General features: G+C 61.3%; 9 protein-coding genes. 3 read left to right on the top strand and 6 right to left on the bottom strand.

The genetic code is table 11. The features are described from left to right. The first annotated feature begins 14 nt into the window (after positions 1 to 14). Positions 15 to 797 (top strand): crotonase/enoyl-CoA hydratase family protein, encoded by a 783-nt coding sequence (locus ACR0CE_RS14555; protein WP_209505660.1) that lies wholly within the window; start codon positions 15 to 17, stop codon positions 795 to 797. Here ACR0CE_RS14555 and ACR0CE_RS14550 read toward each other — a convergent pair whose 3' ends face one another. From ACR0CE_RS14550 to ACR0CE_RS14535, 4 genes are all read right to left on the bottom strand, one after another. Continuing rightward, positions 798 to 1,130, bottom strand: coding sequence for a DnaJ family domain-containing protein (locus tag ACR0CE_RS14550; RefSeq protein ID WP_480507803.1), 333 nt, complete (start codon positions 1,128 to 1,130; stop codon positions 798 to 800). A gap of 39 nt (positions 1,131 to 1,169) precedes the next feature. Next, positions 1,170 to 2,333: a benzoate/H(+) symporter BenE family transporter gene (locus ACR0CE_RS14545; RefSeq protein ID WP_480833043.1), complete on the bottom strand. Its 1,164-nt coding sequence runs from the start codon at positions 2,331 to 2,333 to the stop codon at positions 1,170 to 1,172. Positions 2,334 to 2,468: 135 nt separating this feature from the next. Beyond that, positions 2,469 to 5,561, bottom strand: a complete 3,093-nt coding sequence (locus tag ACR0CE_RS14540) for a valine--tRNA ligase (protein ID WP_480833042.1) — start codon at positions 5,559 to 5,561, stop codon at positions 2,469 to 2,471. A 94-nt stretch (positions 5,562 to 5,655) separates the two neighbouring features. Beyond that, a complete protein-coding gene (locus tag ACR0CE_RS14535; protein ID WP_480833041.1) occupies positions 5,656 to 6,555 on the bottom strand; it encodes a phytanoyl-CoA dioxygenase family protein in 900 nt (299 codons plus the stop codon). Positions 6,556 to 6,719: 164 nt separating this feature from the next. Here ACR0CE_RS14535 and ACR0CE_RS14530 point away from each other — a divergent pair, with 164 nt between their 5' ends. Both ACR0CE_RS14530 and ACR0CE_RS14525 read left to right on the top strand, forming a co-directional pair. Continuing rightward, entirely contained in the window at positions 6,720 to 9,011 is a 2,292-nt protein-coding gene (locus ACR0CE_RS14530; RefSeq protein ID WP_480833040.1) for a xanthine dehydrogenase family protein molybdopterin-binding subunit, read from the top strand. Then, positions 8,989 to 10,065, top strand: coding sequence for a DUF2235 domain-containing protein (locus ACR0CE_RS14525; protein ID WP_480495125.1), 1,077 nt, complete (start codon positions 8,989 to 8,991; stop codon positions 10,063 to 10,065). Before ACR0CE_RS14530 ends, ACR0CE_RS14525 begins: the two co-directional genes overlap by 23 nt. 79 nt (positions 10,066 to 10,144) lie before the next feature. Here the strand turns inward: ACR0CE_RS14525 and ACR0CE_RS14520 are convergent, their stop codons facing one another. Next, a complete protein-coding gene (locus ACR0CE_RS14520) occupies positions 10,145 to 10,660 on the bottom strand; it encodes a GNAT family N-acetyltransferase (protein ID WP_480473656.1) in 516 nt (171 codons plus the stop codon). 383 nt (positions 10,661 to 11,043) lie between these two features. Then, the gene (locus ACR0CE_RS14515) at positions 11,044 to 11,613 is read right to left on the bottom strand and encodes a GcrA family cell cycle regulator (protein WP_267363457.1); all 570 of its coding nucleotides are present in this window, start codon (positions 11,611 to 11,613) and stop codon (positions 11,044 to 11,046) included. Positions 11,614 to 11,662: the final 49 nt, after the last annotated feature.

Below are 11,662 nucleotides of genomic sequence, written 5' to 3'. Positions count from 1 at the left end.
TCGGGAGGTCCCCCATGTCACGCGTATCCGTCACCTATCAAGACCATGTTGCCCATGTCACCCTGACCCGGGGCGACAAGATGAACGCGCTGGATGACGCGATGGTCAAGGCATTGCTCTCTGCCGGGCAAGAGGTCGCCGCCTCGGACGCCCGCGCCGTGGTTTTGTCGGGCGAGGGGAAAAGCTTCTGCGCCGGGCTCGACATGGCAAGCTTTGCCAAGATGGCCCATATGGACCCCACCGAATGGCTGATGACCCGCAGCCACGAAGATGCCAACGAAATGCAGGAGCTGGCGCTGATCTGGCGTCGCGTACCGGTGCCGGTGATCTGCGCCATTCAGGGCGTCGCCTATGGCGGTGGCCTGCAAATCGCTCTGGGCGCGGATATACGTATCGCGCACCCCGAGGCGAAACTGGCGGTGATGGAGATGAAGTGGGGTATCATCCCCGATATGGGCGGCATGGTTCTGCTGCCCCGGCTTGTGCGTTCGGACGTGCTGCGCCTGCTGACCTACACGGCCCGGCCCATCGGCGCGCAGCAGGCGATGGATTGGGGACTGGTCACGCAGCTTTCAGATGACCCGCTGACCGAAGCTCTGGCCATTGCCGAGAATATCGCCGGTCAAAGCCCCTCGGCTATCCGTGCCGCCAAGCGGCTGATCGAAGTGGCCGAAACCCAGCCCCGTGCGGACGTTCTCAAGGCGGAATCCGCCGAGCAGGTGGAGCTAATCGGCAAGCCTCATCAGATGGAGGTCGTGATGGCGCAGATGCAGGGCCGCAAGCCCGAGTTCAAGTGATCAGCGCATGAAAGCCCGCCGTGCATCGCGGGCCATGTTGTAACGCATTTCCAGATCAGCGATCTCCGACATCGCGGCCCGGCGTTCCGCGGGGTCGGTCAGGGCCGGATACGCTTTGCGGGCCGCATCCAGTTTCTTTTTGATGTCGAACTCTTCGGGCAGAACCCCGGCTTGCGCCATGATCCGGTGCCCGGCGGCGATGGCCGGATCGCCCTGCGCCTCGCCGGACCGGTCGGGCAGGGGGTGACCTTCGCCGACAAGGCCCTGCAACTGCCCCTCGGCCTGTGCCTTTTTGATCTGGCGCTCCACCAGTTTTCCAAGTGAACCGAACATGGCGCAACTATACCCGGTAAGGGCGGGATACGAAAGCGGCTACCGAATTCTGTTGCTCACCAGATAGGCCAGCCCGCCGACCAGAAGGCCCCAGACCGCCGCGCCCAGCCCAAAGACCGAGATACCCGATGCGGTGATCGCAAAGGTCAGCATCGCGGCCTCACGCTCGGCCGGAACCTCAAGTGCTGCGAAAATCGAATTGGCCAGAACGCCGATCAGGGCGACACCGGTCAGTGTCCCCATCAACAGAGGATCGGCATGGGAGGCAAAGCCGGTAATCGCTACAGCAAAGATGCCGAATACGCCATAGAAAACGCCACCCATAATGGCTGACCAGTACCGTTGCGCAGGGTCTGGGTGGCTGTCTTCATTGGAACACATCGCAGCCGTGATCGCCGCAAGGCAGGTGGCAGGTGCACCAAATGGTGCCGATAACAGGCTCGCCCCACCCACGGATGAAAACAGCCTGCCCGGAGCCGGGGTATAGCCAAAGCTGCGCATCACCGCGATGCCGGGAATATTCTGGGTCGCCATCGTGACGATGAACAGCGGGATGGCGATCCCGATGGTCGAGGCCAGCGAAAAACTGGGCGTGGTCCAGACCGGTGCCGCCAGCCATCGCGCCGGGGTCACCGATGCGTCGCCTGCGTTCAGCACGACAACCAGCGCGGCGGCGAAAACGGCCGCCGGAACAGCGAACAGCCGGTTGATCCGGCCCGCGATGAACCATGTCAGGATCACCGGCAGGGCTTGCGCGGGCAATTCGACTGCGGCCTGAAAGGGCAGAATGCAAAGCGGCAGCAGAACGCCCCCCAGCATGGCCTGTGCCAGTGTCGTCGGAATGGCGGCCGCCAGCCGCCCCAGTGGCCGCCAAAGCCCGGCCAGCACCGTCAGCGCCCCTGCACACAGGAAGGCGCCCGTCGCCTCGGCAAACCCCAGCGCCGGTGTCGCGGACACCGCCAGCAGCGCCGCCCCCGGCGTCGACCAGGCGACGCTGATCGGTTGCCGGTACCACAGGCTCAGCACAATGGCGGTCAGTCCCATTGCGATGGCCGCCATCATCAGACCCGAGGCCACCTGCGCCGGAGACGCCCCCATCGCGGCCAGCCCCTGCAACACGATAGGAAAGGAACTGAAGAATCCGACAATGGCGACAACAAGCCCGGTCGAGACTGTCTGGAGCGGTGGGGCAAACTGGGTCATGACAGCCTCGGGCGGTTGGGGTTGGTGATTGCTAACAAGCGGCGGCGGGGACGGGCAAGGTCTGAACGCGCAAAAGAAAACCCCGCCGGATCAGCGGCGGGGTTCGGGGTATGAGTATTTTTGAAAAGATGAAGATCAGGCGATCTCGGCCAGACGGGCCAGCGCCTCGTTCAGCTTGGCTTCTTCTTCCTCGCGTGCGGCGAGGTTGGCTTTGGCTTCCTCGACCACCTCATCCGGGGCCGAGGCCACGAATTTGGGGTTGTTCAGACGCCCGCGCAAGCCACCCAGTTCCTTGGCCAGCTTGCCCTTGGCTTTCTCCAGCCGCTCCTTTTCCGCGCCGATGTCGATGATATCCGCCAACGGCAGGCCGAAGGAGGCTCCGGGGGCGGCAATCGAGATGGTGCCCTTGGGCAGCGTGTCTGCGCTGGTCAGGCTGTCGATGCGTGCCAGACGTTTGATCAGCGCCTCGTTGCGGTCCCACGCGGCTTGGCCGTTGGCGTCGATCTCGGTCACCAGCATCGGCACATAGAGACCCGCAGGCACCCGCATCTGCGCACGGGCCGAGCGGGTGTTTTCGATCACCGAGATCACCCAGTTCATTTCACGATCCGCATCGGCGTCGACCAGTTCCGTGCCGTAGGTCGGCCAGTCGGCGTGGACAACCATTTTCGCGCGATTGCCGGTCAGGCCCCACAGCTCTTCGGTGATGAAGGGCATGATCGGGTGCAGCAGGACCATGCACTGATCCAGAACCCAACGCATGGTGGCGCGGGTCTCAGACCGTGCTTCGGCGTCATCACCCTGCAGCAGCGGTTTCGACAGTTCCACGTACCAGTCGCAGACCTTGCCCCAGACAAAGGCATAAAGCCCGTTGGCGGCATCGTTGAAACGATAGCTTTCCAGCGCCGCGTCGACCTCTTCCCGCACACGGGCGGTTTCGCCGATGATCCAGCGGTTGACGGCGGCCTTGGGCTTCAGGTCTGCCACATCCAGTTGCGGCACAGCGTCGGTAAAGACCTCATTCATCTCGGCAAAGCGGACGGCATTCCAAAGCTTGGTACCAAAGTTGCGATAGCCGGTGATGCGTTCACGCGACAGTTTCAGAACACCGCCAATCGCCGCCATCGAGGCGTTGGTAAAGCGCAGCGCGTCGGCACCGAATTCGTCCACGATTTCAAGTGGATCGATGACGTTGCCGGTGGTCTTGGACATCTTCTTGCCCTTCTCGTCGCGGACGAGCGAGTGCAGGTAGACGGTGTGGAACGGAACCTCGTTCACCACGGCCAGCTGCATCATCATCATCCGGGCGACCCAGAAGAACAGGATATCCGCGCCGGTGATCAATACGCTGGTCGGGAAATAGCGGCGCATCTCCTCGGTCTGCTCGGGCCAGCCCAGCGTGCCGATGGGCCAGAGGCCGGACGAGAACCATGTGTCGAGGACGTCGGGGTCGCGGTAGAGGCCGATTTTGCCCTCTCGAATGAACGAGATAGCCTCTTCCTTAGTAGAGACCTCGGCGATTTCCATGCCTTCGTAGTAGCCCTCAATGTCCGTCCGAATTGCATCAAAAGACGGGCCGCAGAATACCGCAAACTCCCCTTTGTTGTGGCTTTCCATACGGGCGATGCGATCAGGGTTCGGTGCCAGCCCCGAGCACTTCTGCTGAGGCCCATACCAAACCGGAATCTGATGCCCCCACCACAGCTGGCGCGAGATGCACCAGGGCTCGATGTTCTCCAGCCAGTGGTAATAGGTCTTCTCGCCCGACTCGGGGATGATCTTGACCGCGCCGTCCCTGACCGCATCCAGCGCCGGGCCGACGACCTTTTCGGCATCCACAAACCACTGGTCGGTGAACATCGGCTCGATGACGACTTTCGAGCGGTCGCCAAACGGCTGCATGATCGGTTTGCTCTCGACCAGTGGGACAAGTGCCGGGCTGAAGCCCGGCCCACCGTCATCGTCCTCTGTAGGCCGGGCTTCAGTCCGGCTCGATCCCAGACGCGGATCGTCCGCTGGACACATGACAGCCAGACCTTCGCGGGTGATCTCTTCGACCACCTTGGCGCGCGCCTCGAACCGGTCCAATCCGCGCAGGTGATCGGGGATCAGGTTGATCGCGTCGATCTCATTCTCGGTGAACGCTTTGCCGCGCGCGTATTCCTGCGCCTTGCCCGCCTCTTCGGCGTAAGGCGCGCCATCAGCCCGCATCGCGCCCTTGGTGTCCATCAGGCGGTACATCGGAATGCCGCAGCGCCTGGCGACCATATTGTCGTTGAAGTCATGCGCGCCGGTGATCTTCACCGCGCCCGAGCCGAAGTCGGGATCGGGATACTCATCGGTGATGATCGGAATCTGGCGGCGATGCTCTTTCGGTCCAACCGGGATTTCGCACAGTTTGCCGACGATCGGCGCGTAGCGCTCATCCGACGGATGCACGGCCACAGCACCGTCGCCCAGCATGGTTTCGGGCCGCGTGGTTGCAATGGAAATATAATCCCGCTCTTCGCGAAGGATTACATTCCCATCTTCATCTTTTTCCAAATACTCATATGTCTCGCCGCCCGCCAAAGGGTACTTGAAGTGCCACATGTGGCCCGGCGTTTCAATATTCTCGACCTCAAGGTCCGAAATCGCCGTTTCGAAATGTGGGTCCCAGTTGACCAGTCGCTTGCCGCGATAGATCAGGCCCTTTTCGTACATGTCGACGAAGACCTTGATAACGGCATCATGGAAGTTGGGTGAGTTTTCGTGCCCGGTGCGTGGGTCACCTGGTGCGCCCGCCATGGTAAAGGCATTGCGCGACCAGTCGCAGGAATTCCCCAACCGCGTCATCTGTTCGATAATCTTGCGGCCGTATTGCCCCTTCCAATCCCAGACCTTGGCCAGAAACTCCTCGCGCGCGTAGTCGGTGCGCTTCTTGCCCTCTTCGGCCATCAGTTTCTTTTCAACCTGCATCTGCGTGGCGATGCCGGCGTGGTCCTGACCAGGTTGCCATAGAGTGTCGAACCCGCGCATCCGGTGCCAGCGGATCAGAATATCCATCAGCGTATGGTTAAAGGCATGTCCCACATGCAGCGCGCCGGTCACGTTGGGCGGTGGCAGCATGATGCAAAAGCTCTCATCACGCGAACGGTTCGCGCCTGCCTTGAAGGCTCCGGCCTGTTCCCAGGCCTCATAGATACGGGCCTCGGCCTCGGCCGCGTTGAATGTCTTTTCCATCGCCATGGGATGCGTCCTGCGTCAACAAATTCGGGTCAGCGCCTGCAATAGCGAATGGAGACAGGAAGGGGAAGGCCCTGTGCGGCGACGATTGCTGAAGTCACCCCGTGCCGGTCGCCTCGTTTCCGTACAGGTGCGTGCTTTGCGCCGCGCCTTGTGTCATCGCCTTGGCCTGATCCTCCCGGATGCGGGCGTGAAGCGCCAAGGCTGGTGCCGAAAACAACTCGGTCGGCGGTTCGATGAGGATGAAATTGCCCACACGGTCTTCGCCCCGCGCCAAGACCGCGTAATCGCGGTCCGCCACTTTTTGCTGTGCGTTCGGGTTCAGATACCGGATCGCCAGCCCGATCCGCCGATCGTCCGACGTATTGGGCCCCGAGCCATGGATTGTTAGGCCATGGTGCAGCGACATCTGACCCGGCTGCAGTTCAATATGTGTCTTTTCCTCGTCTGCCACATCGACAGCCACCTCCTGCCCGCGCGACAGCAGGTTGTTGTCTGAAAACGTATCGTTATGGGGCAGGATCGGGTTCTTGTGGCTGCCCCTGACAAAGTCCATGCAGCCGCTTGCAATCGTGGCAGGCGACAATGCGATCCATGCGGTCATCTGATCCGGTGTTTCGCCCATCCCCCAATAGGTCAGGTCCTGATGCATTCCCACCACCTGAGTCGTGCGTGGCTCTTTGATGAACAGTTCCGCAGACCACAGCAGCAAGTCCGGCCCCAGTATTCCTTCGACGACGTCCAGAACTCTGGGGTCCAGTGCGATACGGGCGACCAGCGGCATCACCACATGGGCGTTCAGGCGTTTGTACATGTTCAGCGGCAGCGGAAGGTCAGCCACGCGCCAGGTCTTCTCGATCTGCTCCAGCTCGGCCCGGAACTGTTCGGTCTCATCCGGTGAAAAGACTGTAATGGGAAAGGCAAACCCGTCTTGCCAATACGCGTCGACCGATGGGGCGTCCAGGCGGCCCTGTGACAGGGAAATGGGTTCGGGCATGGGGAACCTCCGGCAGGCTGTATCTTCAAACAGCCTACGAATCCCTCTGCGGCCCCCGCAATCCTGTTTACGACATCGGTGTCGCCACGCGCTTTCAAGCAAGGCGCTGGACATAAGCGGGCGCAGGGCTAGTGTCGCCATCAAGGCAGTGACAGGAGCATCCCATGGAAAAATTCGGCAAAAGCCAGCCCGTCAAACGGACCGAGGATCAGCGGTTCCTGACCGGGCAGGGGCGCTATATGGACGATGCCGTGCCCGACAATGCGCTGTTTGCCGCTTTCTTCCGCAGCCCTGCGGCCCATGGCGATATCACCGCGCTGGATCTTGAGGCCGCGCGGGATGCCGACGGGGTGCGGCTGGTCATGACACTGGATGACCTTGCCGCCTCGGGCATCGACACGGTGATGAATGCAGCAACCTTGACCAACCGCGACGGGACCGGCTCTGCCGCGCCGGATCGGCATATGCTGGCCAAGGACAGTGTGCGCTTTGTGGGCGAACCCGTGGCCGTTGTCATCGCGGATACGCTGGCGCAGGCACGGGACGCGGTCGAGCTGATCTGGATAGATATCCGGGAACGCGCTGCCAAGCTGGACGTGAACGCGGGGGGTGAGGCCCTGCACCCGCAAGCGCCGGACAATCGCGCGTTTGACTGGGGCTTGGGTGATGAAGCCGCGACCAAAGCCGCCTTTCAGGCCGCCGCCCATACCGTCTCGCTGAACGTGCACGACAACCGCGTCATCATCAGCTCGCTCGAGCCGCGGGGCTGTCAGGCCGACTGGTCTGGCGGGCGTCTGCACTTTTCCTATGGCGGGCAGGGTGTCTGGGCGATGAAGGCACAACTGGCGCAAAAGCTGAAACTCGATGCGGATGCGATCCGTGTCACCACCCCGGATGTGGGGGGCGGGTTTGGCATGAAGGTGATGCCATATCCCGAATATTTCTGCGTGGCCGTGGCCGCGATGAAACTGGGCCAGCCCGTGCACTGGATGTCCGACCGGTCCGAGGCAATGCTGTCCGATCACCACGGCCGCGATCTGACCTCGCTGGCCGAGCTGGCCTTTGATGCCGACCACCGGATCACCGCCTACCGCGTTCACAGCAAAGTCAACCTTGGTGCCTATAACAGCCATTTCGCGCAGGCGATCCAGACAAGCCTGTTCAGCAAGGTGCTGATGGGGGTCTATGACGTTCAGACCACCTATCTCCGGGTCGAGGGGTTCTATACCACGACAACACAGGTTGACGCCTATCGCGGTGCCGGACGCCCCGAGGCGATCTATGTGCTGGAACGCGTGATGGACCGCGCCGCACGCGAACTGGGCGTTGACCCGTGGGAGTTGCGGCGCAAAAACTTCATCAGACCCGGCGATTTCCCCTACACCTCTGCTACGGGTGAAACCTATGATGTCGGAGATTTCGACATGGTCCTGCGCCGTGCGGCCAGCCAGACCAGCGGGTTCGAGGCCCGCAAGGCCGCCGATGCCGAACGCGGTCTGATCCGGGGGCAGGGTCTTTGTTACTATATCGAAAGTATTTTGGGCGACCCTTCCGAGAACTCGAAGGTCGAGTTTTGCGAGGATGGCACTGTGAACCTTTATGTCGGCACACAATCGAACGGGCAGGGCCACGAGACGGTTTATGCCCAGTTCCTGTCCGATCAGACCGGCGTTCCGATGGACAGGATCACCGTCATTCAGGGTGATACCGACAGGCTTGGCCATGGCGGCGGAACTGGTGGCTCACGCTCAGTGACGGTGCAAAGTACCGCGACCCTTGCCACCATTGACAAAATGATCGCCGCATTCACGCCTTATCTGGCCGATAAGATGGGGGTTGAGGACAGTGATGTGCGATTTGACCATGAAACATTCCGCGCGCCGGGCTCGAACCTGACGCCGACCCTGACCGAAGCCGCGGCCATGGCCCGCGCTGACGGGCGCTTGGACTTGCTAAAGCATGAGTCCCGCGCACAACTGGATGCCCGCAGCTATCCCAACGGCGCGCATGTTGCCGAGGTCGTGATCGATTCCTTCACCGGCGAAACCCGTGTGGACCGCTACACCGTGGTTGATGATTTCGGAAATCTTATCAACCCGATGCTGGCCGAAGGGCAGGTGCATGGCGGGGTGGTTCAGGGCATCGGGCAGGCGCTGTCGGAACATGTGGTGCATGATGATCACGGACAGCTGCTCACGGCATCGTTTATGGATTACGCCTTGCCCCGCGCGGTGGACGTACCCATGATAAAGTTTACCTCGGCGCCGGTGCCGTCAACTTCCAACCCGATGGGGATGAAAGGATGCGGCGAGGCCGGCACGGTGGGCGCTCTGGCCGCTGTGGCGAACGCGGTTCAGGACGCGCTCTGGGATCACGGGGTGCGGCAGGCGGATATGCCTTTCACACCTCACAAAGTTTGGGAATTGCTGACGCATGGAACTGTCGCGGCTCAGTAGGAAGGTTCTGGGATGGCTCGGGCGGCCCTTGCGGTCCGAGCACTCCGCCGAAACGCGGCACCGCGAGCCGATCAGCCACGTCATTATCCTTGATGGCACCATGTCCACCCTCGAACCGGGGTTCGAAACCCATGCCGGTCAGACCTATCGCCTGTGTTGCGAAATGGGCAGCAAGGTGTCGGTGTTCTACGAGGCGGGTGTGCAGTGGGAAAGCTGGAAATCCACCATGGACGTGATGATGGGCCGGGGTATCAACCGCCAGATCCGCCGCGCCTATGGCTATCTGGCGTCACGCTACAAGCCCGGTGACCGGATTTATTTCATCGGTTATTCCCGTGGGGCCTACGGCGTGCGCAGCCTGGCCGGGGTGATCGACATGATCGGCCTGCTCAAGGCCGAACACGCGACCGAGCGGAACATTCTGCAAGCCTACCGCCATTATGAATGCAATGTCAGCGGCACCGCCGCCCGCGATTTTCGCCGCAAGTTCTGCCATGACAATGTCAAGATCGAGATGGTCGGAGTCTGGGATACGGTCAAGGCGCTGGGCCTGCGCCTGCCGCTGCTGTGGCGCTGGGCCGAGGATCGCCATGCCTTTCACAACCACCAGCTGGGCCCGGCCACTCTGCATGGCTATCACGCGCTGGCCCTCGACGAAACGCGCGAGGTGTTCGAGCCGGTTCTGTGGCGATGCAAGCCCGATTTCAAAGGTCATGTGGAACAGGTCTGGTTCCGTGGCACCCACGGCGATATCGGCGGCCAGCTGAACGGCTATGAAGAGGCCCGGCCGCTCAGCAATATCTCGTTGATCTGGATGCTGGACAAGGCCGAGATGCACGGGCTGCCGATGCCCGAAGGCTGGCGCACCCGTTTCCCGACGGATGCCCATGCGCAATCGGTTGGAACCTGGCGCGGCTGGGGCAAGATCTTTCTGCTGCGCAAACACCGCAAGGTCGGGCGGGATCAGTCAGAACGCCTGCATGTCTCGGTCGTGCCGGATGAATTGCCGGGCTGGGTGGCGATGCCGAACCTGCCGACACATCCCGCGCAGTGAAAGGCTACCATGTGCCACTGACACCAAGATCACCGGCACTTCAATGTCAGGTTCGAGCCCGAAGCGGGCAGAGCAGAACTTAATAAAAGTCGAATTGCATATAATCAAAGTAGTCAGTTAGCTCGATGGGATCGGAACACTCCGGGTATCTTTCGATGAATCTAAAGCCGATGCGCTCATAGATGCGGAGCATATCTTGATTGCCTTTTACAGTATTCACCAAAAGGGTGCGCCAACCCATCTCCCGAGCGGCCTCCATCCGTGCATCGACCAAAGCTCGGCCAAGGCGGTTTCCACTTGCTTCCGGTCGAACAAAAAGACGCTTTAGCTCTCCGGCATCTGGTCGGGCCTGTTGCAGCGTACCACACCCCACAAGGCGGTTTTGTTCACCATATGCCAGAACGAGGCGGCCGGTTGGCGGCAAGAACGTCTGAATATTTGCCAGAACGGATGATGCCATATCTTTTGGTTCTTTTCTCGCAGACCCGCCTGCCAAGGCCAGTTTATGAAAGACGACGGCGTAATACTCGGTCAGAAGTTCTTCGAATGCGGGTTTGTCGTCTACTTCGGTAACCGAAGCTATCCGATATTCCATACCGACCTCTTTTCATGCCCAATAAAGATCGGCAGCTTACTCCGCTTTTCCGCGCCGACATAGTAAAATCATCGAGGGCATCAGCCAACGGCACAGCCTGGAAAGGAATGATGCGTCTAGTGTCGGCGATGCCAGCTTCGTCCGCAAAGCTGACAACCACCGAGACGATTGGCGCCGCCACGCAGCGAACGGCAGCATCGTCCGCAAAGTTGACGCTCCGAACTAAAACACCCTCGCAGCATTCAGCGAGGGTGTTTTCTTTGTAAGAGCCCGTTACGCCTTGCGTCGTTCTTGACTATACAACGCCTCCGGTAAAGGGCGTGGCGAAACGCCTGCGCCCTTTTCACGTTCCATAGACAAGATTTAGGTTCTTGTGTTCGCTATTACCGCCGCCGGTCGCGGCGCGAACTCATCGGCTGGAAAGCCACGCCCACATGCGCCTCGCAATAGGGTTTGCCTGCCTCAACCGGCAGGCCGCAGAACCAGAAATCCTCGGTCGCGGGGTCGCCCACAGGCCATTTGCAGGTTTTCTCGGTCAGTTCCATCAGCGTCAGCTTCTTGGCTTTCTTCTCGATCTCGTTGACCTTGGCCAGCGCCTCGGGGCTGATCTCGTTGGCCGAGGGCTGTGGCGGCAATGGCTGGCCGGCCGGGATGATCTGGCGGCGGGCCGGAACGGCGGGTTTCGCCTCGGCAGCAGCAGCCGGGCGCGCCGGTTCTGTCTTTGGCATGGGTCTGGGCTTGGCTTCGGCCTTGGGCGCGGGCGCCGGTTTCTCTTTCGGTTCGGACTTGGCCGGGGCTGCGCCTGCTGTCCGGTTGGACAGGCCCAGGCGGTGGACCTTGCCAATCACCGCGTTACGGGTCACGCCGCCCAGTTCCTTGGCGATCTGGCTGGCCGACTGGCCTTCGCCCCACATCTTCTTCAGCAGTTCTACGCGCTCGTCTGTCCAGGACATCGTCAGCCTTTCAAAAGCGGAAAGCGGCCCCGGATTCGGGCCGCCTTGG

Source organism: Ruegeria sp. L11, from assembly GCF_056531755.1.
This window is presented reverse-complemented; position numbering and strand designations above follow the sequence as displayed.

Coding starts and splice junctions, on each gene's coding strand:
- ACR0CE_RS14555 (WP_209505660.1), top strand. CDS start 15: ATGTCACGCGTATCCGTCACCTATCAAGACCATGTTGCCCATGTCACC.
- ACR0CE_RS14550 (WP_480507803.1), bottom strand. CDS start 1,130: ATGTTCGGTTCACTTGGAAAACTGGTGGAGCGCCAGATCAAAAAGGCA.
- ACR0CE_RS14545 (WP_480833043.1), bottom strand. CDS start 2,333: ATGACCCAGTTTGCCCCACCGCTCCAGACAGTCTCGACCGGGCTTGTT.
- ACR0CE_RS14540 (WP_480833042.1), bottom strand. CDS start 5,561: ATGGCGATGGAAAAGACATTCAACGCGGCCGAGGCCGAGGCCCGTATC.
- ACR0CE_RS14535 (WP_480833041.1), bottom strand. CDS start 6,555: ATGCCCGAACCCATTTCCCTGTCACAGGGCCGCCTGGACGCCCCATCG.
- ACR0CE_RS14530 (WP_480833040.1), top strand. CDS start 6,720: ATGGAAAAATTCGGCAAAAGCCAGCCCGTCAAACGGACCGAGGATCAG.
- ACR0CE_RS14525 (WP_480495125.1), top strand. CDS start 8,989: ATGGAACTGTCGCGGCTCAGTAGGAAGGTTCTGGGATGGCTCGGGCGG.
- ACR0CE_RS14520 (WP_480473656.1), bottom strand. CDS start 10,660: ATGGAATATCGGATAGCTTCGGTTACCGAAGTAGACGACAAACCCGCA.
- ACR0CE_RS14515 (WP_267363457.1), bottom strand. CDS start 11,613: ATGTCCTGGACAGACGAGCGCGTAGAACTGCTGAAGAAGATGTGGGGC.